The sequence below is a fragment of the Aeromonas sp. R2-2 genome (assembly GCF_040908355.1).
GTDB lineage: Bacteria > Pseudomonadota > Gammaproteobacteria > Enterobacterales > Aeromonadaceae > Aeromonas > Aeromonas veronii.
Map to the genome: position 1 here is coordinate 1 of NZ_JBFODQ010000075.1, position 24,876 is coordinate 24,876.

The window sequence follows — 24,876 nt, forward strand, 5'->3', positions numbered from 1 at the left end:
CCTGATCCCATGCCGAACTCAGAAGTGAAACGCGGTAGCGCCGATGGTAGTGTGGCATTCGCCATGCGAGAGTAGGACACTGCCAGGCACCCAATACAAGAAACCCCGCTCATCGAGCGGGGTTTTTTATTGCCTGAAAATCAGCAAATCGTCTGAATATTGACCTTTTATTTCCTCTTCTCTGCCGTTTTCCCTGTTTTTCCTCTCCGATTTTCTCCGGTTCTGCCATCGCCGCTGGCGGTGGTTGCCGTTATAATGGCCGCCCTCAAGCAAGGTGGTGGTATGAAAGCAGAATATCTACAGCGATTCGGGGGCATTGCCCGTCTTTATGGTCAGAACGCACTGCGTTCCTTTAGCGAGGCCAAGGTCTGTGTGGTGGGGATCGGTGGCGTAGGCTCCTGGGCGGCGGAGGCGCTGGCCCGTGCCGGTATCAACCAGATCACCCTGATCGACATGGACGACATCTGCATCACCAACACCAATCGTCAGATCCACGCCATGCAGGGCACGGTTGGTCGCCTCAAGACCGAAGTGATGGCCGAGCGTATCCGTGCCATCAATCCCGATTGCGAAGTGATCGAGGTGGATGATTTCGTCACCGCCGATAATCTGGCCGAGCATATCAAGCGGGAGTTTGACTATGTGGTGGACGCCATCGACTCGGTCAAGGCCAAGGTGGCGCTGATTGCCTTCTGCAAGCGCAACAAAATCCCGGTGATCGTCGCGGGTGGTGCCGGCGGGCAGATGGATCCGACCCAGGTCACCGTGGCCGATCTGGCCAAGACTATTCAAGACCCGTTGGCCGCCAAGGTGCGCTCCGACCTGCGCCGCTTGCACAACTTCAGCAAGAATCCGGCGCGCAAATTCGGAGTGGAGTGTGTCTTCTCAACCGAGCAGTTGAGTTATCCGGATGGCAATGGGGGTACCTGTCAGGCCAAGGCGGCCAGCGATGGCACCATGAAGATGGATTGCGCCTCCGGTTTTGGCGCCGTGACGCCGGTGACGGCAACCTTTGGGCTGGTTGCCGCGTCCCGGGTATTGAAGAAGATTGCCGAGCGGGGCGCCCGTGCCGAGAAAGAGGTCGGGAATGAAGAAACAGGGTCGATTGGCGAAGCCTAATCGACCACTGAACAGAGCGGGTTAGACAGCCTGTTCCCGGATCGCCAGCACGATAGCTCTGAGCCCGTTACCTCGTGACGGGCTCAAGTGTTTCTCAAGTCCCAGTTCGGTGAAATACCCTTCCATATCAAATGCCTGGATCGCCGCAGACGATTGGTGGTTGAGTGCTGCCAGCACGATGACGATGAGGCCCCGCACGATGCGGGCATCGGAATCACAGGCAAAGTGCCAGCAACCATCTTCGCTTTGTTCCCCCTTCAGCCAGGCCAGGCTTTCACACCCCTTGAGGCGGAACTCCTCCTGCTGCCATCCGCTGGGTAGCACCGGCAACTGCTTGCCGAGCTGGATGATGAGCCGGTACTGGTTCTCCCAGCCGTGAGCGGCGGCAAACTGCTGGCGGATGGTGTCGGCGTTGGGCTCAAGGCCAATCTGGGTATATCTTGCGAGGTCACTCATTCGGTTGTCTGCCTTAGAAGAAGTCACTGAGTTTGTGCAGGGCGGCCAGCAGGGTGTCGACATCGTCCCGATTGTTGTAGCAGGCCAGCGAGGCGCGCATGGTGCCGCCGATCCCGATGGATTCCATCAGTGGCATGGCGCAGTGATGGCCGACTCGCAGGGCGATCCCCTGCATATCGAGCAGGGTAGCAGCATCTTGCGGGTGGATGTCGTCGAGCAAGAAAGAGACCGCACCGGCGCGTTTGCCGGGTTCGCCGATCAGACGCAGCCCCGGCACCTGTTGCAGACCAGCGGCCAGATAGTCGGTCAGTGCCTGCTCATGTTGGGCGATCCATTCCCTATCTTGCCCCATCACAAAGTCGATGGCGGTGGCGAGGCCGATAGCGCCAGCGATATGGGGAGTGCCCGCCTCGAATTTGAAGGGCAGGGTATTGAAGGTGGTGCCGCTGAAACTGACCCGATCGATCATCTCGCCACCGGCTTGCCAGGGCGGCATCCGCTCCAACAGCTCGGTTCGACCCCATAACACGCCGATGCCGGTCGGGCCATAGAGTTTATGACCGGAGAAGGTGTAGAAGTCGCAACCGATGGCTTGCACATCCACCTCGAGATGAGCCACTGCCTGGGCGCCGTCGATCAGCGTCACGGCGCCAACCGTTTTGGCGGCCGTCACTATCTCTTTGACCGGATTGACGGTACCGAGGGCATTGGAGACGTGGGCTACGCTCACCAGTCGGGTCCGTGGCCCCAGCATGGCGTGATAGGCGGCCAGATCGAGATCGCCCCGCTCATCGAGGGGAATAACCCGGATGACTGCGCCGGTGCGCTGGGCGACCAGTTGCCACGGGACGATATTGGCGTGGTGCTCCAGCGTACTGAGGATGATTTCGTCCCCTGTCTTGAGCTCGCTCATCCCCCAGCTCTGGGCCACCAGATTGATCGCCTCCGTGGTGCCGCGAGTCCAGATCACCTCGTGGCTGCGGGGCGCATTGATAAAGCGGGTGACAGTCTCGCGGGCAGCCTCAAAGGCGCGGGTCGCGCGGCCACTCAGGGCGTGGGCGGCACGGTGCACGTTGGCGTTGTCGACCCGATAGTAGTGAGCGATGGCATCCACTACCGCTTGCGGTTTCTGGGTGGTGGCGGCGTTGTCCAGATAGACCAGAGGGTGGCCGTTTACCTCCTGCGCCAAGGCCGGAAACTGGCTGCGCAGTTGGTCATGCTGTTGCTGATTCATGCTCCCCTCACTATCTGGAAAAAGTCATCATCTCGAAAGGTCGGCCATGATCCTGAAAATAGCGCCCGAACACAAGGCGCGATAAGCCCGATTGGCGGTTGCCTGCCGTGCAGCAGGTACGGCTCATCGGGTGATTTCTGGTACAATGCCGCCCCTCATCATAAGCCAAGAGATCCGGCCCATGAAGCTCAACCCCAATCAGAACGAAGCGGTCAAGTATGTTTCCGGCCCTTGCCTGGTGCTGGCGGGTGCCGGATCGGGCAAGACCCGCGTCATCACCAACAAGATTGCCTATCTGGTGCAGCAGTGCGGCTACAGTGCGCGCAACATCGCTGCGGTCACCTTTACCAACAAGGCGGCGCGGGAGATGAAGGAGCGGGTCGGCCAGACCCTGGGTCGCAAGGAGGCGCGGGGGCTGATGGTCTCCACCTTCCATACACTGGGTCTCGATATCATTCGTCGTGAGCACAAGAGTCTGAATCTCAAGGCTAACTTCTCCCTGTTCGATGACACCGACCAGCTGGCGCTGTTGAAAGAGTTGACTGAAGACGAGCTCGACAACGACAAGGACAAGCTCTCGGCCCTTATCAGCCAAATCTCCAACTGGAAGAACGACCTCATCCTGCCTGCCCGCGCCATGCGCATCGCCCGCGGGCCGGAAGAGGTGCTGATGGCCCAGCTCTACGAGCGCTACCACCGCCAGATGGTGGCCTACAACGCGCTCGATTTCGACGACCTCATCGTGATGCCGACCCTGCTGCTCAAGAGCAATCAGGAGGTGCGCGAGCGCTGGCAGAACAAGATCCGCTATCTGCTGGTCGATGAGTACCAAGACACCAACACCAGCCAATACGAGCTGGTGAAGCAGATCGTCGGCGAGCGGGCCCGTTTTACCGTGGTAGGGGATGATGACCAGTCCATCTACTCCTGGCGCGGTGCCAAGCCGCAGAATCTGGTGTTGCTGAGCGAAGATTTCCCCAGCCTCAAGCTGATCAAGCTGGAGCAGAACTACCGCTCCAAGCGGCGGATCCTCAAGTGCGCCAACATCCTGATCGCCAACAACCCCCACGTCTATGACAAGGCGCTCTTCTCCGAATTGGATGAAGGGGTGAAGCTCAAGGTGCTGTTCGCCAAGAACGAGGAGCACGAAGCGGAACGGATCGCTGCCGAGATGATGGGCCACAAGTTTATGAACCGCACCCGGTTCAAGGATTACGCCATCCTCTATCGGGGCAACCATCAGTCGCGCATCTTCGAGAAGGCGCTGATGACCAACCGGATTCCTTACCGCATCTCCGGCGGCACCTCGTTCTTCTCCCGCACCGAGATCAAGGACATCATGGCCTACCTCAAGCTGCTGGTGAATCCGGACGAGGACACCGCCTTCCTGCGGGTGGTCAACCTGCCGCGCCGCGAGATTGGCCCCACCACCCTTGAAAAGCTTGGCCAATACGCCAACCAGCGCGGCAAGAGCCTGTTTGCTGCCAGCTTCGAGCTGGGGCTCGAGCAGCACCTCTCCGGCCGCGGCCTCGTGGCCCTGCAGGCATTCACCAATTGGCTGGTACGCCTTGGCGATCAGGCGCTGCGTGGCAATCCGGTGGAAGCGGTGCGGGACATGATCAAGGAGATCCACTACGAAGAGTGGCTCTACGAGACCTCCCCCAGCCCGAAAGCGGCCGAGATGCGGATGCAGAACGTCTCCACCCTCTATCGCTGGATCACCGAGATGCTGGAAGGGGATGAGCTGGAGGAGTCGATGACGCTGGCTCAGGTGGTCACTCGCCTCACTCTGCGCGACATGATGGAGCGCAACGAGGGGGAGGATGATGCGGATCAGGTGCAGTTGATGACCCTGCACGCCTCAAAGGGGCTGGAGTTCCCCTATGTCTACATGGTGGGGATGGAGGAGGGCTTGCTCCCCCACCAGACCAGCATAGATGAAGACAACGTAGAGGAGGAGCGCCGTCTCGCCTACGTGGGCATCACCCGGGCCCAGACCGAGCTGACCTTCACCCTCTGCAAGGAGCGGCGTCAGTTTGGCGAGTCGGTACGTCCGGAGCCAAGCCGCTTCCTGCTGGAGCTGCCGCAGGATGACCTTGAATGGGAAAACCAGAAGAAGGTGACTGCCGAGGAGCGCCAGCAGAAGGGGCAGGTCGGTGTTGCCAACCTGCGGGCGTTGTTCAAGAAGGATTAACCCTAAGGATTGGCCGGGGTCAGTAGCGGCACTATGTCTGCTCCCGGCATGGGCGGTGAGATATAGCGCCCTTGCCCCATCCGGCAGCCGATATCAATCAGCTTCTGCAATTGCTGCTGGTTCTCGATCCCCTCGACGACCAGGGTGTAATCGAGATCCTGACAGATATCCCGCATGGCGCGGATCAGCGCCAAATCTTTGGGCGATTGCAGCATCCTCTGGGTAAAGCTGTCATCCACCTTGATGTAATCCACCGGGAAGTGGAACAAGGCGTTGAGGGAGGAGAAGCCGGTGCCGAAATCATCGAGGCTGATCTGGATACCCTTGGCCCTCAGGTCATGCAGGGATGCCAGCGCATCGGAATCTTGCCGCGACAGCTCCCGCTCGTTGAATTCAAAAATCAGATAGCCGGGGGCGACCCCTTCCTCTTCGATAATTCCCATCAGCCGCATGATGTGGTCATGGTTGACCAGATGCTTGCCCGACAGATTGATGGCGACCTTGAACTTGCTCTGCCCGGAGATTGGCAGCCAGTTCTTCAGTTGCTGACAGGTGTGGCGCAGGATCTGGTAATCCAGCTCCAGAATCAGGCCGCACTGCTCCGCCAGCGGAATAAAGTCGAACGCATCCTTCAGAATCCCCTCCTCGGTCAGCCAGCGCGCCATCACCTCCAGTCCGGTCAGGCGGCTATCCTGCAGCCGGATCACCGGCTGGAAGTAGGGGACGATGCGCCCCTCCCGCAGGGCTCTGGCCAGCATCTCTTCCGGCGAATTCCAGTTCTGGTTGATGCAATCATCCGAGTAGCTGACGATGCGACTGCGACCATTGCGCTTGGCCTGATACATGGCCAAATCGGCCTGATGGAGCAGCTGGCTGATATCTGAGGTTTGCTCGGAGACGCTCGATACCCCAAGGCTGACGGTAATGCTCAGCTCGTTGCCGAGTAGCCGGAACGGGTAGGAGAGACGGCTGATAATGCGGTTGAGCACCGGGCTGATGTCATCGTCGCTCTTGCTGCTGTCCAGATAGATGACAAATTCGTCGCCCCCCAGTCTGGCCACCAGATCGTTTTGCCGGATGCAGGTCTGCAGGCGGCGGCTCACCTCCTTGAGCAGCTGATCGCCAGCGCTGTGGCCCAGGGTGTCATTGATCTGCTTGAAATGATCCACATCGATAAAAATTACCGCGAATCCCGGCGATTTGTAGCGGTTGTAGTGGGTCATGGCGTGGTTGAGGTGGTTCATCAACAGCGCGCGGTTGGGCAGTTGGGTCAGCGGGTCGTGAAGTGCATCGAATTGCAGCCGCCGTTCCAGCTCCTGATGCTGCTTGAGCTGCTTTTGCAGCCTGAGGTTGGTCTGACGCAGCTGTTGCAGCCGCTGGTTGATGGAGTCTTCGGTATTGATGTCGTTGAGCTGCTGGCGGATCCGTCTCAGCTCCAGCAGCAGGGTGAGCTGACCACGCAGGAAGTCGAGAAACAGTTTGTCGTCGGTCTCCAGCGGTTGAGCCGTGCTGATGATGAAGTGGGCGAAGTACTGTTGTTGCAGCCGCAGCGGCATGCTGTGCCAGTAGCGGGACTCCCTGCTCACCTCGATATTGCTGGTGCTGTGGCACAAGCCGCTGATGAACTCGTCTCCCTGATGGGGATGGGCAGGGTAGATCTTTTCCAGCTTTTGACTGGTTAGCCTGACCAGCAGCATATCCTCGATGGTGAGCATCTGGCGCAGTACAGCTTCAAGTTGGGAGAAGAGCGCCTGGGCCGGCAGGGTATTGGCAAGCCGCATGATGCGGCTGATGCTCTCGATTTTCTTTTTCCAGTTCGGGTCTTTGCGGATCAGCGGTGAAGGGAGCTCGGTGAGATGGGATCCCGCCTGGGTTTCGGTCAGCCGTTTGGCCAGACACTCCAGCAGCAGACGCAGGGTCGGCAGGTCGGCTGGTGTGCCACGCGCCAGCAACCACTGTATCTGGCCATGCTCGATGGGGAAGACGCACCACCCTTCGGCTTCATCCAGCTGGGTGAGTTGATCGGTGATGCGGGACTGCTCCCGGCCCAGCTGTTGCCTGAAGATGTCGCTGACCTTGTAGGCGTAAAGCCAGTTCAGGCCGGTATCGGAGAGGCCCAGCATGCCGAAATGTTGCAGCGGGCAGAGTTGGTCAATCTGCTGGATCAGGGAATCGTAATCGTCAGACGTGGCGGTTTGTGGCGCCGGGAAGTCCATAATGGCAGAGACCAACGCCAACAGAGGAGTTGAGTAGTGGGGTTCGATGGATTGGGACGACATGTGCAACTCCCGATATGTCTACCTTACAAGAGTAGTCGGAAGCCGATAGATTGAAAGGGCCGCAATTGCGGCCCTTTCAAATACTTACAGCTTGTCGATCATGTAGTGGATGGCGTTTTCAATCTCTTCATCACTACAGTTCGCACAGGTACCGCGCGGAGGCATCATGCCGGACTTGCCGGTAAAGCCTTCAATGGCATGTTTCTTGAGAGTATCAATGCCCTGGGCGATGCGAGGATCCCAGGCGGCCTTGTCACCCCGTTTGGGGGCTCCAGCGGCGCCAGTGTCGTGACAGGCAAAGCAGGCGCCCTTGTATACCGTTTCGCCATCGCGGGGACCGGAGGAGGCGGTCGCAGCAGGTGCAGCACTCGCGCCGGCAATACCTTCCAGATCCTTGGCGGTATAGACCTGACCGATTGGTTTGATCCGCTCGGCAATGGCCTCCGGTGACATCTCATCGGCAGCAAGCACTGCCCCAGACAAGCTGGCGGCCGTCATCCCGACAGCCAGCAAATAGCTCAGTTTTTTCAACACGCTCATATACTCCCAGCAGTCTTTTATTATCCATGTAAACGACGGGATTATAACCGAATAGTTACAGCCATTTAAACGCTTGTGTGTGAAGTGTTAAACAGTCTGCGTACAAAGTTTTGGCCGATATCACGGCAATTCGGGTGGTGGAGATAAAAAGAAACCCGGCATTCGCCGGGTTTCGGGTACCCAAGGGGTGAAATGGGTTATTTGTCCCAGCTCAGGATCACCTTGCCGGAGTGGCCGGAACGCATCGCATCGAACCCCTGCTGGAATTCGTCGATGTGGAATCTGTGGGTGATGATGGGGGAGAGATCCAGCCCGGACTGGATCAGGCTGGCCATTTTGTACCAGGTCTCGAACATCTCGCGGCCATAGATCCCTTTGATAAACAGCCCCTTGAAGATCACCTTGTTCCAGTCGATGGCCATGGTGGAGGGGGGGATGCCAAGCATGGCGATCTTGCCGCCGTGGTTCATCTTGTCGAGCATCTCCTGGAAGGCGCTCGGGACGCCGGACATCTCCAGCCCCACGTCAAACCCTTCGGTCATGCCCAGCTCGCTCATTACGTCGGCCAGCTTCTCCTTGGCCACGTTGACCGCGCGGGTGGCGCCCATCTTGCGGGCCAGCTCCAGCCGGTATTCGTTGACGTCGGTGATCACCACGTGGCGCGCACCCACATGACGGCAGACGGCGGCGGCCATGATGCCGATGGGGCCTGCCCCGGTAATGAGCACATCTTCACCCACCAGATCGAAGGAGAGGGCTGTGTGCACCGCATTGCCGAACGGGTCGAAGATGGCAGCCAGCTCGTCCGGGATATTGTCCGGCAGTTTGAAGGCGTTGAATGCGGGGATCACTAGATATTCGGCAAAGGCACCCGGGCGATTGACACCAACACCAATGGTGTTGCGGCACAGATGAGTGCGCCCGGCGCGGCAGTTGCGGCAATGACCGCAGGTGATGTGCCCTTCGCCGGAGACCCGATCGCCGATGGCGAAGCCGCGCACCTCCTGACCGATGGCGACCACTTCCCCGACATATTCGTGGCCGACCACCATGGGTACCGGAATGGTCTTCTGGGACCACTCGTCCCAGTTGTAGATGTGGATATCGGTGCCGCAGATGGCGGTTTTGCGGATCTTGATCAGCAGGTCGTTGTGGCCGAGCTCGGGGGCCGGCACATCCGTCATCCAGATGCCGACCTCTTTGTGCAGTTTGGAGAGTGCTTTCATGGCTGTTCCTTCAATATGAATGCAGAAAAAAGGGGCTGCAGCCCCTTGATTCAAATCAGATAACGCCGAGTTCACGGCCGATGCGGATAAAGGCGTCGATCACCTTGTCCAGCTGCTCGCGGGTGTGGGCGGCAGACATCTGGGTGCGAATGCGGGCCTGACCCTTGGGCACGACCGGGAAGGAGAAGCCCACCACATAGATGCCGGCTGCCAGCATGCGGCTTGCCATTTCGGAGGCGAGTTTGGCATCCCCCAGCATCACCGGAATGATGGCGTGGTCGGCGCCAGCCAGGGTGAAGCCAGCGGCACTCATCCGCTCGCGGAAGTAACGGCTGTTCTCTTTCAGACGTGCGCGCAGGTCGTGACCTTCCGCCAGCATGTCGATCACCTTGATGGTGGCGGCGACAATAGAGGGGGCCAGCGAGTTGGAGAAGAGGTAGGGGCGGGAGCGCTGACGCAGCCAGTCGATCACCTCTTTCTTGCCGGAGGTATAGCCACCGGACGCGCCGCCGAGCGCCTTGCCCAGGGTGCCGGTGATGATGTCGACCCGCTCCATCACGCCGCAATATTCGTGGGTGCCACGACCATTTTCGCCGATAAAGCCGACGGCGTGGGAGTCATCCACCATCACCAGCGCATCGTACTTGTCAGCCAGATCGCAGATGGATTTGAGGTCGGCGATGACCCCATCCATGGAGAAGACGCCGTCGGTGGCGATCAGCTTGAAGCGGGCGCCATCGGCATCAGCCTGCTTGAGCTGGGCTTCCAGCTCGGCCATGTCGTTGTTGGCGTAGCGATAACGCTTGGCCTTGCACAGCCGCACGCCGTCGATGATGGAGGCGTGGTTGAGGGCATCGGAGATGATGGCATCTTCGGCACCGAACAGGGTCTCGAACAGGCCGCCATTGGCGTCGAAGCAGGAGGAGTAGAGGATGGTGTCTTCAGTGCCGAGGAAGGCAGACATCTTCTGCTCCAGCGCTTTGTGCTGATCCTGGGTGCCGCAGATGAAGCGTACCGAGGCCATGCCGAAGCCGTGGCTGTCGAGTCCCTGATGGGCGGCGGCGATCAGATCCGGGTGGTTGGCCAATCCCAGATAGTTGTTGGCACAGAAGTTCAGTACCTGCTCACCGCCGACGGCGATGCTGGCCTGTTGGGCGGAGGTGATGATGCGCTCCTGCTTGTACAACCCTTCAGCTTGCACCTGGTTCAGTTGCTCGGTCAGGTGACGATAGAATCCGTTAGACATCCTCGATCCTTAGTGGCTATTTCAGCTGCGTATCAACAGAGGGCGACATTTTACTGCAATCTGTTGCGGTAAATTCAAATGATTGTGCTGATATTCAACAAATGTGAAACAGATCTCACCCAGCTGGTTGGGCCAGCTGACGGTAGTGTTGTTCCAGTTGCTGGATCTGTCCGGCCACCTGGGGTTGCACATAGGGGCGCAGCAGGAACAGCACCTTCAGCACCCCCTGATAGAGCAGCGGTTTGGTGATGCGGGTGTTGGGGGCCTGGGCAATCTGGAACGGGATCCAGCAGGTCACCACCATTTTGATGGTCTGGCCCAGATCCGGCAGGTCTTCATCGCTGACATCGATAATGCCCCCTTCGCGCAGGCTTCTGAGCAGCGCGACCACGGAAGAACGCATCTGCTCCTGGGCCTTGAGGTACTTCTGTTGCAGCGGCTCGTCACGGCTCAGGATGTCCGGCAGATTGGCGTAGAAGAAGCGGAACTGCCACATCAGATAGAAGATGGCATCGAGATAGCCCATCAGATCCTGCAGGGTGATTTCACGGTTGCGGGTCGGCACGAAGCTCTCGCTCAGGTGACGGGCATACTGGTCGAAGATGGAGTGGATGATGTCTTCTTTATTGCGGAAGTGGTAGTAGAGGTTGCCCGGGCTGATCCCCATGTGCGCCGCAATGTGGTTGGTGGTGATGTTGCGTTCACCCTGATCGTTGAACAGCTCGGTCGCGCTGTGAATGATCCTGTCTCTGGTTTTCATCACTCATTCCTCCAACAGGTTCCGCTCGGGGCAGTTTTGAACAAGGTCGAATCCCCGGGCGGCCCGTGATAAACTTTTCGGCAATTTCAAATTGGCTCACTATACACAGCTTTAACAAGCAGTCACATGTAGCCATCAACGTACGAGAGGCAAACTCCATGATCGTAGTAACTGGCGGTGCTGGCTTTATCGGCAGCAATCTGGTCAAGCAGCTGAACGCTCAAGGACGGACCGATATCGTGGTCATTGATGACCTGACCGACGGCACCAAGTTCGTCAACCTGGTCGATCTGACCATCGCTGACTACATGGACAAGGACGAGTTTCAGGCTCGGATCGTCTCCGGTGACGAGTTTGAAGAGTGGGACAACGGCATCGAGGTGATCTTCCACGAAGGTGCCTGCTCTGCCACCACCGAGTGGAATGGCAAGTTCATCATGGAGGTCAACTACGAGTACTCCAAGGATCTGTTCCACTACTGCATCGAGCGTGAAATCCCGTTCATTTACGCCTCTTCTGCCGCGACCTACGGTGGCCGCAACGACAACTTCATCGAAGATCCCAAGTTCGAACAGCCGCTCAACGTCTACGGCTACTCCAAGCAGCTGTTTGACCAGTACGTGCGCCGCTGGATGCCGGAGATCAACTCTCAGGTCGTCGGCCTCAAGTACTTCAACGTCTACGGCCCGCGCGAGCAGCACAAAGGCTCCATGGCTTCCGTCGCCTTCCACCTCAATACCCAGGTGAAGAAGGGCGAGAATCCCAAGCTGTTCGAAGGTTGCGATGGCTTCCCGAACGGTGGCCAGATGCGTGACTTCATCTATATCGATGACGTCTGCAAGGTAAACCTCTGGTTCTGGCAGAACCCGCAACACTCCGGCATCTTCAACTGCGGTACCGGCCGTGCCGAGCCGTTCCAGAACGTGGCCGAAGCAGTGATCAAGCATCATCAGAAGGGAGCCATTGAGTACATTCCCTTCCCAGATCACCTCAAGGGTCGCTACCAGAGCTTCACCCAGGCTGATATGACCAAGCTGCGCAGCGTGGGTTATGACGCCGAGTTCAAAACCGTTGCCGAAGGGGTAGCGGATTACATGACCTGGCTCAACCGGGCCTGATTATTCGCTTTTGCGGAATGGCCGCCAATGAGGCGGCTTTTTCATTATTTCCTATGTGGTTAGCATGAAGAAAAAAGTTTTATTTATAATGGAAACATTGGGCGGAGGAGGCGCCGAAAAGGTCCTTATTGAAACGCTTAAGCGTTTGGATTTTAGTAAATACGCTATTACGCTGCTGTTATTAAGGCGTGAGGGTGTATATTTATCTCAAGTTCCTAAAAATGTAAAAGTAGAATTTCTGTTGCCGACCGAACCATCGGGGTTGTTTCAGCGTAGAATTTTTTTCTCTATAAAAAAACGCTGGTGGAATTTCGTGCTAAATAGCAAGTGGTTAGCAAATATCGTATTTAATGAACGATATGATGTTGGTATCGCATTTTTGGAAGGGAATAGCTCTCTGTTGTTATCGCACCTGAATTCTGTTGTTCGAAAGATAGCATGGGTCCATATAGACTTGTTGTGCCATCAAATTCTCTCCAGAAAAATTGAGCGTACCGTTTATAAAAAAATGGATAACATTGTCTGTGTCTCTAAAGGTGCACAGAATGCATTATTGAAATTGTATCCTGAAGTGAAACCATATACTCAAGTGGTTTATAACCCTGTTGATATAGAAGGCATAATGCGGAAAAGTCATGAGCCTATTACGAGTGAGGGGCAAATAAAAGTTATTGCTATTGGACGGCTATGCAATGCCCAGAAAGGATTTGACATCTTGCTGGCTGCTCATAAAATAAATATTGATGCAGGGGTTAAATATCACCTTACTATTTTGGGAGAAGGTGATGATAGAGCTGGGTTAGAGTCATTTATCAATATTAATAATATTGGTGATAGTACGAAATTACTTGGATTCAAGGAAAATCCATATCCATATCTTGCTGATGGCGATCTATTCGTTATGTCCTCACATTATGAGGGTTACCCAGTTGTACTCGTAGAAGCAATGGCATTGGGGAAGGCCATTGTATCGACAAATTGTACTGGACCTAATGAAGCTCTCGATGGCGGGAAATATGGTGTTCTCGTTCCTGTCGGGGATGCAAATGCGCTTGCATTGGCAATACGAAAAATGATTGAAAATCAAAAAATGCTATCAACATATAGTTCCTTATCGAAGGAGCGAGCCAAGATTTTCAATCTCCGAGAGAGTATGAGGCAGATCGAGCAATTATTAGATGGGGAGAGCAAACATCCTTCCAGTTGCACTCTTCATTCGAGTCTTGCGAACGGAGGTGTAGGGTGAATATATTGATGGCACTCTCCCAGCTCGAGGTAACGGGAGCTGAGGTCTATGCCACCACGGTCGGTAACGAACTGACCCGGCGTGGTCACAACGTCTTTTATGTGTCAGATACCCTGACCAAGCCGACCCTTGGCCCCGTCTTCAAGCTGAGATTCAATAAGCGCAGCATTCTGCGCCGCTTCTGGCACGTCTTTTACCTCATCTATCTCATCAAGAAGCATCATATTCAGTTGGTGCATGCTCACTCCCGCGCCTCCGGCTGGAGCAGTTATGTGGCCTGCAAGTTGACTGGCACCCCGATGATCACCACGGTTCATGGTCGCCAGCCAGTGCACGCTTCGCGCAAAGCCTTCCATGCCCTTGGGCTTAGGGCGGTTGCCGTTTGTGAGGATATTGCCCATCAGATTGTCGACAATCTGGGAGTGGATCCCGCGATTGTGCAGGTGTTGCGCAACGGTATCGAAACCGACAAATTCCAGCCTGTGCCTGTGCCTGTGCCGGACAACCCAAAGCCGGTGATTGCCATCATCGGGCGCCTGAGCGGCCCCAAGGGGGAGCTCTGTTACCGTCTGCTCGAGGAAGTGCTCGACCTGGATGCCTGTCGGGTGCGGATTGTCAGCGGTACCAAAGTGCCTGAGCGCTTTGCCCGTTTCGCAGGACGCGCCGAGTTTGTCGGTTATGTCGATGATGTGCCCGCTCTGCTGGCGAGTTGCGATCTGGTGATCGGCGCCGGTCGGGTAGCGATGGAAGCACTGCTCTGCGGTCGGCCCGCTTTTGCCATTGGTGAAGCCAGGGCCATTGGTCTGGTGACGGAACGAAATCTGGACGAGGCGCTGGCGAGTAATTTTGGCGATATCGGCCCCAAGGATCTGGCTATCGATTTTGCTGCGCTGAAGGCTGAGATTGCATCTGCCTTGGCCAGTAAAACAGTGCCGGAAGCCATTCGCCAACGCATTCAGGATGAGTATGGCTTGCAGGGGGTAGTATCCGGCCTCGAAACCATCTATCAGGATGCCGTAGTCGAAACCCTGCGCCGCGAGATGCCCGTCATCATGTACCACCGTTTTATCGAGCAGGATAGCGAGAAAGGAGTGCATGGCACCTGGATGCCGATCACCATGTTCGAGAAGCATCTGCGACTGATGAAGTGGCTCGGATATGAGACCCTGACTTTCCGCGATTTGGCGGACAAAGGCTTTATCCACCGTCTGCAATACGGCAAGAAGTACCTGATGATCACTGCCGATGACGGCTATCAGGACAACCTGACCCGCATGCTGCCGCTGCTGGAAAAATATGGTTATAAAGCCGTGGTGTACGTGGTCACCGGTGAAGGTTATAACCGTTGGGATGTGGAGCATCCGACCAATCCGGATATCAAGGTCTCATTGATGAGTGGTGAGCAGGTCAAGGCGTTGGCCGCCAGCGGTCATGTGGAAATTGGTGGGCATACCCTGACCCATCCCCGCTTGAGCAAGCTCACACCCGAACAACAAGCCCATGAAATTCAGGAGAATAAACGCCAACTGGAGGCCCTGCTTGGCCATCCGCTGCTCTCATTTGCCTACCCTTACGGAGATATGAACGAGAGTGCCAAGGAGCAGGCTATCGCCGCCGGGTATCGTTTTGCTGTCGCTACCAATAGTGGCCCCAAAGCAATGCACCAGGACCCTTTCCAGATCCGCCGGATTGCCATCTTCCCCCGTACTGATGTATTCGGGCTGTGGCGCAAAATTCGTGGGAATTATGTATTCAGGAAGTGAACTGATAGCTTCCTGCCATACTCAAGGTAATTAATAGGTATGACAGACTCTATAAAGCGATACTTGGAGAGTGAGCGTTGCTCATCATTAATGTTTCTCTCCATTATATGCTACGTGATGTTTAAAGATTCATTTCAGGTTGTTGGCGATTTCTTTCAAACCGTTATGATTATTGGTGGTTTGGCGGCAATAGCAGTGTATCGGGATTTTTTTGCCAAAAATGTAGTTTTCTGGTTGTTAGTAATTGGCGGGGTAATTCAGTTTGTAAGCTGGTTTATGTCAACCATAACTATACCTGAACTCGCACAGCCTACTCCTAATCTCAAACCGTTTTCTTATTTAATGGTGTTTCTTGTCGTGGCTTTTTGGCTAAAGGGGTCACTTAAGCGATCTATCGTGACACTACTTGCATTTTCTGTTGGTAGTGTTTTTACGTTGTTTTATTACTCTGATTTTTTTGAACAATTTATAATTGGAATGCACGGTAGTCGAGTAGACTTTGGCTATAGAAATGCGCAGCATGGTTCCTTGATAATAGGCGCAGCTTTCATTTGTACACTTTGGTTTATATATACTATTGCGCCACGAAAAATAAATAACAAAGGTATTGTTGTTTCAATATCATGTTTGTTTTTGGTTCTTTTAGGGGCATTGTTGATGATGTTACAGTCAAGACAATCTTGGCTGGCAGTGTTCATATCTATATTTTTGATACCATTGTTGTATGCTTATTTTAGAGACAGGGTTTCACTCAGAAAGATTATCATGCTATATGGTATATTATTCGTCATCGGAATTCTTATATATCATGTTGATTTTGTTCATAATCGTATTTATGCTGGCTTTTCACATCCAGGTGATTTACATAACATGTTATCAGGGAACTGGCGGGAGGTGAAAGATATAAGTATTGGTGTCAGGCTACAGACATGGCTGGAGGCGATTAATTGGTTTTATTCTCATCCTATTTTTGGTACTGGTGATGGCAGCCGTTCTTTAGTGATTACTCAGTCAACTGTTTTGCCTGACTATATTAAGGCGGAATTTAGACATCTGCATAATTCAAATTTTGAAACTGCAGTTTCTTATGGTGCAATGGGGCTCGTATTCACCTATGTACTGATGTGCTATCCTGTATACAAGGCTGTGAGGAGTAATGCTCCTACCTTAATAAAAGGTATTGCCATTAGTTTCTTGATCTATTGGCTAATAATTAACAATTTTGAATCGTTCTTGTATATGCGTTCAGGTCAATGGGTTTTCAATACCTTTATGGGAACAGTGTATTCATTTGCATTATATAGTGACTTTCTTGAATATCAATCTCGCCGAAATAAATTGGACGAATATAATATATGAAAATTTTTATTGTCAGCTTAAAAAATGCTGAGTCTCGCCGTGAGCGAGTTAAGCGAGTTTTGGCAGAACTTGATGTTGAGTTTGAATTTTTTGATGCAATAAATGGTTTTGCTGGACTGCCCGAAAGATTACAAGGGTGTCCGGATGATATGCACCGAAAATTATTAAGAAGTCGTCCACTGACTCCTGGTGAGAAAGGCTGCTATGCAAGTCATTATTTACTATGGGAGAAATGCATAGAGCTAAATGAGCCGATAATTGTCCTTGAGGATGATTTTCTACCGACAAGATATTTCTGTGATATATTCGAAGCCCTACCTAAACTACATGAAAAATATGAGTATTTGAAGCTGGAGCCGCAGATCGGTGACGCGACGGTACTGGAATATGAGCATGGAATACAAACAATACTCTGGCATAACAATGTTAGGTGGACGACGGGATATAGTATTAATCCTGAAGGAGCCAGAAAGCTGGTTGATTGCAGTAGCAGATGGCTATGTTCAGTAGATAACTTTATTGGTGAGTCATATCGACACAAAGTCCAGTCAGTCGGTGTGCTACCATATGCAATATATAGTCCCGGTGATATGGAGAGTGGAATTCAAAACAAGGTAGCCTTGGCTAAGGTGCCACTACTTTTTAAGGCATCTCGAGAAATATATAGATTTTATCGCTTTGTAAGAATGTATTTTTGGAATAAAAAATATAAAAATCAGAAGGGGTAACATGAAAACTACAAAAAATAATGTAGAAATAGGTTGTGATAAAATACATGCAATATGGTTGGGAGACCGCTTGCCACCACTTGCACATGTATGTATTGATGATTGGAGCAAGCAGGGGTACAAATATAAGATATGGTTAGATTGTGACCCTAAAATAAAAAATTGGATCGCTGGGTGTGAATTTTCCAGGCGATGCTATGAAAAGGGTCTCTATGCTTTTGTGACTGATTATCTTCGCTTGAAAATTCTTGCTGAAGAGGGTGGTCTATATATGGATACGGATGTTACAATAAATAAAAATCCGTTTGGTATTTTCCATGGCTATAATTTTGGGGTTGGTTATGAAGAGGGTGATAGAATTGGTACGGCAATAATTTACGCCAAGCAGGATTCTTCTACATTAGCACGGTTGATCCATTTCTACGAGAATGAAATCATGAAGTCAGAGCTCTATATGGGGCCTGATATTATGACCCATATTCTTAAAAGTGAGTCGATTGTGGAAAATGTTGGGGTTTTTGATAAACATTATTTTTATGATTATAGTGGCGAAAAAATAAATTACACTCCACACCCAGATAGATATGTAACACACTGGTTTCAACATAGTTGGAAACGCTCAAACGGATTAGTATTCCTGAAATCAAAACATAAGGGTATGTTGGGGTTTCTATATGAATATCAAAAAGAGCTATTTCGCTTCAGGAGTTAAGGAATGATACGCTTTTTGCATTCATTCTTAACGCTTGATGTCGATGATAAAATGTGAGTTGCAGTTGGGAAACGTTGGTGAATAACTGTTAAAGTTCCAGTCAAATTTTTCTGGTTGGTATGAATTTGATGGTTGTGTTTAGTGAGCGCTACAGCAAGATGATGTTTGGGGCCGTTATTTTGTCTGGGCTGATGTTATCTTGGTTGTTCTTTAGCCACCAACTCCTCACCGGCGACCAGACCCAGATGCTTTACAAGGGTTACCTTGGGGCCTATGAGGGGGTCTGGCTCAGCTATGGCAATGCGGCGAGTGCGGTGGGCAATGTGCCGGGGAGTTTGTCGGCCTGGCTGATTGGTGGGCCGCTGCTGCTGTGGGATTCTCCCTATGCCCCCATGGTGTTGCTGCTGGCGATGCGGTTGGTCGGATTCCTGCTGTTTGATGCGGTGATCCGTCAGGTGTTTGATGACAGGGTGCGTCTGCTGTTTTTGGTGCTCTGCTGGCTCAACCCCTGGTTCCAGTACGAGAGTCTGCTCTACAACCCCTCCTATCTGTTCCTCTTCTCGGCCATGCACTGCTGGTCGGCCTGGCATATGCGCGAGCGGGCCTCCTTTTGGCACATGATCGTCCACCTGCTGGCTATCGGCATGGCGATGCAGCTGCACTACTCCTGGCCGCTGCTGGCGGTAATGTCCACCTATCTGTTCTGGCGCCGCATTCTCAAAGTGAGCTGGAGCGGGGTGGTGGTGGCTACCCTGCTGATCGGTGCCTCCCTGATCCCTTACGCCATGGAAGTGATGAGCAACAGCCATATCACCCAGAACGTCGATCCCGAGGCGCGTCAGCGCTATATCGGCTGGGGGCTGGTGCATGTCTATCCGGTGCTGAAATCAGTGCTCTACTGGCTGCGCTACGGCTCCTGGCTGTTTGCCAGCAAGCTGGTCAATGACACCCAGTTCATCTGGCTGGCGGGGCACGAATACCTGCAGATGGCGGCAGTCTGGCTGTGGCGGGTGGTGATCTACGGGGTAGGCTCGGCGACCGTATTGCTGGCGGCCAAGGCCAACTGGCAGCTGTGGCGTGAACTCAAGCCGCGTCTGTTGCGTAGTGATCGCGTGCCAGTGGATGGCGAGAGCTGGCTCGGCCTCTATGCGCTGGCGGCGGTGCTGGCGGTGCTGGTGAGTGCGGCGCTCTCGCCCATCATCTTCAACTACTGGCACCTGATGCTGATCTTCCCCTACGCCCTGTTCCCGATCCTGCTGTTACTGGTGCGCTGGAGCCGTCGTTATCCGCAGTGGGTTGGCAAGGGGCTGCTGGCGGCCACCCTGTTCTGTACCGCGGTGAACCTGATCGCGGCGTGCGACAGCACCAAGTTCTCTTATCAGGCGGACTACAAAACCCAGGTGCTGGAGTATCTGCAAGAGATGAAGCTGCAACCCAAGCAGTGAGTCATTCACGGCCAGCCCCCCGATCTCGGGGGGGCTGGCTGTCATTATTCGAAACGGTCCATATGGGCGAAGTTTTTGGCTTCGGCAACCCAACCCTCACGCCCCTGCTTGTCCCGAATTTTTACCCACCACTGGTTCTGCGGCGACCGGCCGTATCTGATCTCTTTGCGCGCATAGTCATAATCGAGGATGTAGGTTTTGCCCTTGTACCAGAACAGGCTATTGCCTTCGCCCAGTCCGCCGAGGATATAAAGCGTTTCCCCTGCTTTCATATTCAACAGTGGCCCTTTTCCCTCCTTGCTATAGCCCAGCTTGACCGACCTGAGTATCTCGACGATCCCCGGTTGTTCGGTAATGACGACCCCGGTCAGTCCTTCCACCTGCTGGCCGCGGGGTAGACGGAACAGCGCTTTGGCAGTCATGGATGGCTCGGCTCTGACGATCACCTCTTGCTTGGTGGTCCATGTCTTATAGGTGCAACCTTCAAACGGGCAGCGACCCCAGTCGTAATAGGGCAGGCGCGGCTTTTCATCAGAACTTACGGTCGCAGCAAACAACGACAACAACAGCAAAAACAGTCTCATGAATCTACCTGTCCGGCGGGGCGCTCACCCGCCGGTTTGATGAATGGGGCCGCACTATATCTCAAGAGACCAAAATCCATCAAAGCAGCGGGATTATTGATTTTCACCGCAATAAAACGGGGGCCCATTGATCATGGGAGTAGGGGGCACAAGAGGTCGAAGCGCGGCGGGAGCGGATAGCCCGCCCCTTTGCCTTGTGCCATGCTGATGGCTATCAGGGCATCGGGTCGGCACTTATGGGCATCTCTCGTTCGGGCACGCGTTTGGTATTACTGCTATCGGCACTTCTTCTCCCTCTTATGACCATCAGCCAGGCTGTGGCGATCAACGCGCCACTGCGGGGATGCGTCTTTCAGCTGGCGCCGCTGGTCACCATCGATCAGCAGGGCGAGGTCTCCGGGCCGGTGATCGACTACTTTCGCCGTCATATCGAACCCGCGATCGGGCGCGCCATCGAGTGGCAGGGGCTCAATGTGGCGCGGCTGCTCAGCAATCTTGAGAGCGGCGAGTGCGATCTGACCCCGTTGCTGAGCTACAGTCCCGAGCGTGCTCGTCACTTTCGCTATATCGACCCCCACCTGTTGCTGTTGCGGCCGGTGCTGGTGGTACTGGTGCCATCGCGACTTCACGCGGTTGAACGACAAGAAGATCTCTACGGCACCACCATCGGCTGGTCGAGTCAGGCGATCGTGCCGCCACTGTTGCAGCATCCGCAGATCCACATCGACACCCTCTCCCAGCTCAGCTGGGAGCATGGCAACATGCAGAAGTTGCTGCGCGGGCGCATCGATGCCGCGCTCTTCTCCAACGATATTTCCGCCAACCATTTTCGCGCCAAACTTCCTGCGGCGACCCGCCTCATCTATCTGCCGGTCACCCCGCTGCAGGTGCATATCGTGCTGAACAAGTCGTTGGGGGATGGCAATTCCGAGCTGGTGCAACATATGCGTCAGATGGTGGAACGGGTGCCGCTCGCCTCACTGGTGGAGCCAACCCCGCGGCTGTGGGGGCGTTGAGAGGGGCTTGCGTGCAATAATCTACAAGCCCAAGGCCCGTTTCTGGTGTATCTATAACCCATGAGTACCACCGATTCCCTTATCCGCTACTGGCAATCCCCGCACCTGCCGGGGGTTGAGCTGTCACACTCCCACCACAGGGCGTTCAGCTACGGCCGCCATGTCCATCTCGACTACCATATCGGGCTGGTGCAGCGGGGTGGTCAGAAGTTTATCCACAAGGGAAATAGCCACCATCTGGTGCGCGGGGTGCTCTCTACCGTCAACCCGGATGAGGTGCACGACGGCCTCAGCCTGCTGCCGGAAGGGTATGAGGTACGGGTCTTCGCCATCGATCCCCAGCAGCTGGCGCTCTGGCTGCCGGAGCAGCCGGAACCCTTCTTCGACAAGGGATTGCAGAGCCGCCCCGACCTCTATCAGGGCTTTGCCCAGCTACACGGCTATCTCGACAACCCCAAGGCTGATGGCCTGCTGATCGAGAGCCAGCTGCTCGCCCTGCTGGGGGAGCTGCTGCATCTGGCCCCCGAGGTACACCAGCTGGCGGATCCTCAGTTGCGATTCCTGCGCGACTACCTGATGGCCGCCCTCGACGAGCCCCACTCGCTGGAAGAGCTGGCGGGGCTGCTCGGGCTCGATCGCTTCGCCTTCCTGCGCCAGTTCAAGAAGCGCAGCGGCATGACCCCCTACGCCTGGCTGAAACGGCTGCGGCTGGAGCAGGGCAAACGGCTGCTGGCGAGCGGGATGGCGGTGAGCGAGGTGGCGCTGGCGGTCGGTTTCTTCGATCAGAGTCACTTCCACCACGGCTTTCGCCAAGCATTCGGTCTGACACCCGCCGAATTTCGTGCCCAGATGCAATCTTTTACAAGCCGCGCCCCCCGCTGATCCGCCATGCTGGCTCTCCGTCGTTAAAGCGAGAGTTGTTATGCTGACCAGTCTGTTCGTTACCCTCGGCCTGATGCACCTGATTGCACTGGCCAGCCCCGGCCCCGATTTCGCCCTGATCCTGCGCACCAGCCTGCACCGGCCGACCGCCCTTGGCGCGGCGCTGGGCATCTCGCTGGCGATCATGGTGCACGCCACCCTTAGCCTGACCGGGATCAGCATGCTGATCGCCAGTCACCCGCTGCTGTTTATGGTGATCAAGTGCTGCGGCGCCCTCTATCTGGGCTGGTTGGGGTGGGGTGCCTTGATGGCGGCTCGGCAGCAGAGCAGTACCCTGATGGCCAGCGCCGCCAACGAGCTGCGCGGCTGGGGCAGGGGCGTGCGCACTGGCCTTGCCACCAATCTGCTCAACCCCAAGGCGCTGGTGTTCTTTATCGGTCTGCTGGCCGCCATGGTGACGCCAGAGGTGGATGGAATGACCCGCAGCCTGCTGGTGGGCGAGCTGTTCATCATTTCCCTCTGCTGGTTCGGGCTGCTGGCGTGGAGCCTCTCCACCGATCGCGCCCAGCGCCTGCTGCTGCGGGTGCAGCGGCCACTCAATCTGGTGACCGGCGTGCTGTTTGCGGTGGTCAGCCTATCCATTCTGGCGAGCATGGGGGCCGAGCTGGTGGCCTGACGAGTCGGCGCATGGGCCTATACTCCAGCAAGGTTTACCTGTCAGGAGTGCCCGACCATGCGTCTACTGCCTCTTTGCTGGTTGTTGGGGATGACCCCGGCGCTGGCGGCGCCGGTTCAGCTCAAATTGCTGGAGTGGGGCTATCTGCCAGCGGGTTATGAACAACAGTTTGCCGACTACGCCAAAGCCCATGGGGTGGAGGCGACGGTCAGCCGGATCGAGCCGCTGCTGACCGATTTTGACAGCGTCTACCGCGCCCTGCGCACCCGCAGCGCCGATGTGGTGCTGCCGACCAGCTACTTCTACAAGGCTCATCACCAGCCGCTGTTCAAGCTGCTGCTCCCCATCGATTTCAGTCGCCTGCAGCACTACCCCGAGGTGAAACCCGCCCTCAAGAACACCGAGTATGACAAGCAGGGGGAGCGCAACTACTCGGTGCCCTTCTCCTACGCCATGTTCAGCCTCGCCTATGACAGCAAGCAGGTGCCGCAAGCGCCCACCAGTTGGCAGGTGCTCGCCAACAGCTCGCCGTCGGGCCAGTTTGCCGAGTTCTGCGACCAGTTCGAGCCGCTGCTCTTTTCGGTGCTGCTCTCGCTGGGCAAGTCGCCCGCCCTGTTTGCCAGCGGCGAGATGCTGGCCGACAAGACCTTGCAGCAAGAGGTGGAGCAGCAACTCTCGCAGCGGCTGCGAGCCAGTCGCGGCTTCTGGTTCAATCAGGCCAACCGCTGCGAGGATCTGCGCCAGCAGACCTTTGCCACCACCTGGGGGCTGGAGCTGGTGGAGTGCAACAAGCAGAACGAGCAGCAGTGGCGGATCGCCATGGTGCAGGAGGGGGCCATCTATGCCCTCGATGCGATCTCTATCGCCCGTCATGTCGGCGATGATCCCGCTCGGCTCAAGGCCGCCTACCTGCTTGTGGATTTTCTGCTGAGCGCGCCGCTGCAACGCCAGATGCTGGTGGGCACGCCCACCATTTCGGCCAGCAATATTGCCTCCCGGCCACCCCTCAGCCCGCAGGAGCAGGCGGTGCTGCCGGATCGCCCGCTGCCGGAGTTTGACGAGCGGCTGCTGGTGCCCGCGTTGCCCGCCCATATCAAGAATCGCTACAAACGGATGGTGCAGCAGGCGATCGTCGCCAGCGGCAAAGAGGGGCGGGTCAAGCAGTGCCCTTGGGATCTCGATAACTGATGAATGAGCCTGCCGCTTCTCCGGTGGCAGGCAAGTTTGCGCGAGATGGCTGATGATCGGTCATCGCCCGTTCCAGGGTATTCCCCCGTTCAACTCACGCCGCTCGCGGGCTCACATCGTTTGAAAAAACTGAGCGCTTACCGCAGCCCCATTTAGCCGGATTAAACAACCGAACCCTCGCCAGATTGCCGTTCGTACCCTGGCTGACCCTGTACAAAAGTGCCGCAATTGTGACAACTTGGATGTGAGCTGAACAATCCTGATCTGTCCCTTGTGGGAAGGTGATGAATAGGTTATTTCTCTGTGACATTGGCGGCATCCGGCACGGGTTCTCCAGCCATGTGGTGCGAAATCCACAGCAAAAACAAACAGTAAAATGCAGGAGCAAATATGAAAAAGGTCGTGATGGTTGCCGTGGCTGCGGCCCTGCTGGGTGGCTGCGCCGTCAAGAATCAGGTATCCCACAGCTTGCAGGCGATCCCGCTGACTGCCTTCCAGCAGAGCGAGAGCAACCCCAATCAGCGTGTCTACAAGGAGCCGGGTGTTGATCTGCGCCAATACAATGAGGTGCTGCTCGATCCGCTGCAGTTTATTCGCCAGGAGAACGGTCAGTGGTATCTGCTGACCGCCAATGAGCAGAACCAGATTGGCCGCTATTACCACGACAAGTTTCAGAGCGAGCTGATCAAGCAGGGCGTCAAGATCGCCACCGCCCCCGGCCCGAAAGTGATGCGGATCCAGGCAGCCGTCACCAACTTCGACCTGACCCGTCCCGACCCCAAGCTGCGTGACCTGCTGCCGGCCAAGATCGCCATCAACGTCACCCGCGAAGTGATCGGCAAGGAGCCTTACCTGCTCAAGGTGGGCAGCATGGCCCAGCTGCTCGACTCCCGGAGCGGCAAGCTGCTGGTGCGGGTGATGGATGCCCGCGAGAGCACGGATACCACCCACAAGGATGAGCCCATCACCGCCGAGGAGATGGAGAAGATGATCGACCAGTGGGCGGCCAGCCGCGCCAAACAGCTGGCGGATAATCTGGGGCGCTGATCGATTGGTGCGTCCAAGCGGGGCGCAGCGGGAGCCTTTTGGGCTGCAATAATGGCAA

22 protein-coding genes and 1 rRNA gene are annotated in these 24,876 nt (G+C 55.5%); 15 read left to right on the plus strand and 8 right to left on the minus strand.

Annotated elements, in window-relative coordinates:
* Together rrf and tcdA are read left to right on the plus strand one after the other, a co-directional pair.
* A 5S ribosomal RNA gene (gene rrf, locus AB5Z09_RS15815) occupies window positions 1-88 on the plus strand; the annotation flags it as partial.
* Window positions 89-282: 194 nt separating this feature from the next.
* Window positions 283-1,119, plus strand: coding sequence for a tRNA cyclic N6-threonylcarbamoyladenosine(37) synthase TcdA (gene tcdA, locus AB5Z09_RS15820; RefSeq protein WP_368195692.1), 837 nt, complete (start codon window positions 283-285; stop codon window positions 1,117-1,119).
* A gap of 21 nt (window positions 1,120-1,140) precedes the next feature.
* Here tcdA and AB5Z09_RS15825 read toward each other — a convergent pair whose 3' ends face one another.
* Together AB5Z09_RS15825 and AB5Z09_RS15830 are read right to left on the minus strand one after the other, a co-directional pair.
* Window positions 1,141-1,575, minus strand: coding sequence for a SufE family protein (locus AB5Z09_RS15825; protein WP_368195693.1), 435 nt, complete (start codon window positions 1,573-1,575; stop codon window positions 1,141-1,143).
* Between the two features lie 13 nt (window positions 1,576-1,588).
* Window positions 1,589-2,809 carry a cysteine desulfurase gene (locus AB5Z09_RS15830; RefSeq protein WP_368195695.1) on the minus strand — a complete coding sequence of 407 codons (1,221 nt, stop codon included), beginning with the start codon at window positions 2,807-2,809 and terminating at the stop codon, window positions 1,589-1,591.
* A 181-nt stretch (window positions 2,810-2,990) separates the two neighbouring features.
* On the opposite strand from AB5Z09_RS15830, the gene rep reads away from it, so the two are divergent.
* Window positions 2,991-5,003, plus strand: a complete 2,013-nt coding sequence (rep, locus tag AB5Z09_RS15835) for a DNA helicase Rep (protein ID WP_005340859.1) — start codon at window positions 2,991-2,993, stop codon at window positions 5,001-5,003.
* 2 nt (window positions 5,004-5,005) lie between these two features.
* Here the strand turns inward: rep and AB5Z09_RS15840 are convergent, their stop codons facing one another.
* From AB5Z09_RS15840 to AB5Z09_RS15860, 5 genes are all read right to left on the minus strand, one after another.
* Complete coding sequence (locus tag AB5Z09_RS15840) at window positions 5,006-7,282, minus strand: putative bifunctional diguanylate cyclase/phosphodiesterase (protein WP_368195696.1); 2,277 nt, start codon at window positions 7,280-7,282, stop codon at window positions 5,006-5,008.
* An 84-nt stretch (window positions 7,283-7,366) separates the two neighbouring features.
* Window positions 7,367-7,822 carry a cytochrome c5 family protein gene (locus AB5Z09_RS15845; RefSeq protein WP_058056430.1) on the minus strand — a complete coding sequence of 152 codons (456 nt, stop codon included), beginning with the start codon at window positions 7,820-7,822 and terminating at the stop codon, window positions 7,367-7,369.
* Window positions 7,823-8,019: 197 nt separating this feature from the next.
* Complete coding sequence (tdh, locus tag AB5Z09_RS15850) at window positions 8,020-9,048, minus strand: L-threonine 3-dehydrogenase (RefSeq protein WP_005340852.1); 1,029 nt, start codon at window positions 9,046-9,048, stop codon at window positions 8,020-8,022.
* Between the two features lie 55 nt (window positions 9,049-9,103).
* The gene (locus tag AB5Z09_RS15855; RefSeq protein ID WP_368195697.1) at window positions 9,104-10,294 is read right to left on the minus strand and encodes a glycine C-acetyltransferase; all 1,191 of its coding nucleotides are present in this window, start codon (window positions 10,292-10,294) and stop codon (window positions 9,104-9,106) included.
* 115 nt (window positions 10,295-10,409) lie between these two features.
* Complete coding sequence (locus AB5Z09_RS15860; protein WP_005340848.1) at window positions 10,410-11,054, minus strand: TetR/AcrR family transcriptional regulator; 645 nt, start codon at window positions 11,052-11,054, stop codon at window positions 10,410-10,412.
* A 158-nt stretch (window positions 11,055-11,212) separates the two neighbouring features.
* On the opposite strand from AB5Z09_RS15860, the gene rfaD reads away from it, so the two are divergent.
* The 7 genes from rfaD to AB5Z09_RS15895 all read left to right on the plus strand — a co-directional run bounded on the left by rfaD (window position 11,213) and on the right by AB5Z09_RS15895 (window position 19,425).
* Window positions 11,213-12,172: an ADP-glyceromanno-heptose 6-epimerase gene (gene rfaD, locus AB5Z09_RS15865; protein ID WP_019444989.1), complete on the plus strand. Its 960-nt coding sequence runs from the start codon at window positions 11,213-11,215 to the stop codon at window positions 12,170-12,172.
* A gap of 64 nt (window positions 12,173-12,236) precedes the next feature.
* Window positions 12,237-13,418, plus strand: a complete 1,182-nt coding sequence (locus tag AB5Z09_RS15870) for a glycosyltransferase (RefSeq protein ID WP_019444990.1) — start codon at window positions 12,237-12,239, stop codon at window positions 13,416-13,418.
* Complete coding sequence (locus AB5Z09_RS15875) at window positions 13,415-15,181, plus strand: polysaccharide deacetylase family protein (RefSeq protein ID WP_368195698.1); 1,767 nt, start codon at window positions 13,415-13,417, stop codon at window positions 15,179-15,181. The genes AB5Z09_RS15870 and AB5Z09_RS15875 overlap by 4 nt, the downstream gene beginning before the upstream one ends.
* 39 nt (window positions 15,182-15,220) lie before the next feature.
* A complete protein-coding gene (locus AB5Z09_RS15880; RefSeq protein WP_323893203.1) occupies window positions 15,221-16,540 on the plus strand; it encodes an O-antigen ligase family protein in 1,320 nt (439 codons plus the stop codon).
* The gene (locus AB5Z09_RS15885) at window positions 16,537-17,268 is read left to right on the plus strand and encodes a glycosyltransferase family 25 protein (protein ID WP_216949936.1); all 732 of its coding nucleotides are present in this window, start codon (window positions 16,537-16,539) and stop codon (window positions 17,266-17,268) included. Before AB5Z09_RS15880 ends, AB5Z09_RS15885 begins: the two co-directional genes overlap by 4 nt.
* A 1-nt stretch (window position 17,269) precedes the next feature.
* Complete coding sequence (locus AB5Z09_RS15890) at window positions 17,270-17,980, plus strand: glycosyltransferase family 32 protein (protein ID WP_368195699.1); 711 nt, start codon at window positions 17,270-17,272, stop codon at window positions 17,978-17,980.
* 245 nt (window positions 17,981-18,225) lie between these two features.
* Window positions 18,226-19,425, plus strand: coding sequence for a 3-deoxy-D-manno-octulosonic acid transferase (locus AB5Z09_RS15895; protein ID WP_139400018.1), 1,200 nt, complete (start codon window positions 18,226-18,228; stop codon window positions 19,423-19,425).
* A gap of 44 nt (window positions 19,426-19,469) precedes the next feature.
* Here the strand turns inward: AB5Z09_RS15895 and AB5Z09_RS15900 are convergent, their stop codons facing one another.
* On the minus strand, window positions 19,470-20,009 hold the full coding sequence (locus tag AB5Z09_RS15900) for a hypothetical protein (RefSeq protein ID WP_268011219.1): 540 nt from the start codon (window positions 20,007-20,009) through the stop codon (window positions 19,470-19,472).
* Window positions 20,010-20,308: 299 nt separating this feature from the next.
* Between AB5Z09_RS15900 and AB5Z09_RS15905 the strand changes: the two genes are divergently transcribed.
* From AB5Z09_RS15905 to AB5Z09_RS15925, 5 genes are all read left to right on the plus strand, one after another.
* The gene (locus AB5Z09_RS15905; RefSeq protein WP_268011218.1) at window positions 20,309-21,025 is read left to right on the plus strand and encodes an ABC transporter substrate-binding protein; all 717 of its coding nucleotides are present in this window, start codon (window positions 20,309-20,311) and stop codon (window positions 21,023-21,025) included.
* A 60-nt stretch (window positions 21,026-21,085) separates the two neighbouring features.
* On the plus strand, window positions 21,086-21,907 hold the full coding sequence (locus AB5Z09_RS15910; protein WP_139399884.1) for an AraC family transcriptional regulator: 822 nt from the start codon (window positions 21,086-21,088) through the stop codon (window positions 21,905-21,907).
* Window positions 21,908-21,947: 40 nt separating this feature from the next.
* Entirely contained in the window at window positions 21,948-22,583 is a 636-nt protein-coding gene (locus AB5Z09_RS15915) for a LysE family translocator (protein WP_100652235.1), read from the plus strand.
* A gap of 57 nt (window positions 22,584-22,640) precedes the next feature.
* Window positions 22,641-23,771, plus strand: coding sequence for a PotD/PotF family extracellular solute-binding protein (locus AB5Z09_RS15920; protein ID WP_368195700.1), 1,131 nt, complete (start codon window positions 22,641-22,643; stop codon window positions 23,769-23,771).
* Window positions 23,772-24,161: 390 nt separating this feature from the next.
* On the plus strand, window positions 24,162-24,818 hold the full coding sequence (locus AB5Z09_RS15925) for a DUF3313 domain-containing protein (protein WP_100644777.1): 657 nt from the start codon (window positions 24,162-24,164) through the stop codon (window positions 24,816-24,818).
* The last annotated feature ends 58 nt before the right edge of the window (window positions 24,819-24,876 follow it).

Bases quoted from the DNA above. Each gene is read 5' to 3' on its own strand.
- tcdA (WP_368195692.1), top strand. From the start codon at position 283: ATGAAAGCAGAATATCTACAGCGATTCGGGGGCATTGCCCGTCTTTAT.
- AB5Z09_RS15825 (WP_368195693.1), bottom strand. From the start codon at position 1,575: ATGAGTGACCTCGCAAGATATACCCAGATTGGCCTTGAGCCCAACGCC.
- AB5Z09_RS15830 (WP_368195695.1), bottom strand. From the start codon at position 2,809: ATGAATCAGCAACAGCATGACCAACTGCGCAGCCAGTTTCCGGCCTTG.
- rep (WP_005340859.1), top strand. From the start codon at position 2,991: ATGAAGCTCAACCCCAATCAGAACGAAGCGGTCAAGTATGTTTCCGGC.
- AB5Z09_RS15840 (WP_368195696.1), bottom strand. From the start codon at position 7,282: ATGTCGTCCCAATCCATCGAACCCCACTACTCAACTCCTCTGTTGGCG.
- AB5Z09_RS15845 (WP_058056430.1), bottom strand. From the start codon at position 7,822: ATGAGCGTGTTGAAAAAACTGAGCTATTTGCTGGCTGTCGGGATGACG.
- tdh (WP_005340852.1), bottom strand. From the start codon at position 9,048: ATGAAAGCACTCTCCAAACTGCACAAAGAGGTCGGCATCTGGATGACG.
- AB5Z09_RS15855 (WP_368195697.1), bottom strand. From the start codon at position 10,294: ATGTCTAACGGATTCTATCGTCACCTGACCGAGCAACTGAACCAGGTG.
- AB5Z09_RS15860 (WP_005340848.1), bottom strand. From the start codon at position 11,054: ATGAAAACCAGAGACAGGATCATTCACAGCGCGACCGAGCTGTTCAAC.
- rfaD (WP_019444989.1), top strand. From the start codon at position 11,213: ATGATCGTAGTAACTGGCGGTGCTGGCTTTATCGGCAGCAATCTGGTC.
- AB5Z09_RS15870 (WP_019444990.1), top strand. From the start codon at position 12,237: ATGAAGAAAAAAGTTTTATTTATAATGGAAACATTGGGCGGAGGAGGC.
- AB5Z09_RS15880 (WP_323893203.1), top strand. From the start codon at position 15,221: ATGACAGACTCTATAAAGCGATACTTGGAGAGTGAGCGTTGCTCATCA.
- AB5Z09_RS15885 (WP_216949936.1), top strand. From the start codon at position 16,537: ATGAAAATTTTTATTGTCAGCTTAAAAAATGCTGAGTCTCGCCGTGAG.
- AB5Z09_RS15890 (WP_368195699.1), top strand. From the start codon at position 17,270: ATGAAAACTACAAAAAATAATGTAGAAATAGGTTGTGATAAAATACAT.
- AB5Z09_RS15895 (WP_139400018.1), top strand. From the start codon at position 18,226: ATGCTTTACAAGGGTTACCTTGGGGCCTATGAGGGGGTCTGGCTCAGC.
- AB5Z09_RS15900 (WP_268011219.1), bottom strand. From the start codon at position 20,009: ATGAGACTGTTTTTGCTGTTGTTGTCGTTGTTTGCTGCGACCGTAAGT.
- AB5Z09_RS15905 (WP_268011218.1), top strand. From the start codon at position 20,309: ATGACCATCAGCCAGGCTGTGGCGATCAACGCGCCACTGCGGGGATGC.
- AB5Z09_RS15910 (WP_139399884.1), top strand. From the start codon at position 21,086: ATGAGTACCACCGATTCCCTTATCCGCTACTGGCAATCCCCGCACCTG.
- AB5Z09_RS15915 (WP_100652235.1), top strand. From the start codon at position 21,948: ATGCTGACCAGTCTGTTCGTTACCCTCGGCCTGATGCACCTGATTGCA.
- AB5Z09_RS15920 (WP_368195700.1), top strand. From the start codon at position 22,641: ATGCGTCTACTGCCTCTTTGCTGGTTGTTGGGGATGACCCCGGCGCTG.
- AB5Z09_RS15925 (WP_100644777.1), top strand. From the start codon at position 24,162: ATGAAAAAGGTCGTGATGGTTGCCGTGGCTGCGGCCCTGCTGGGTGGC.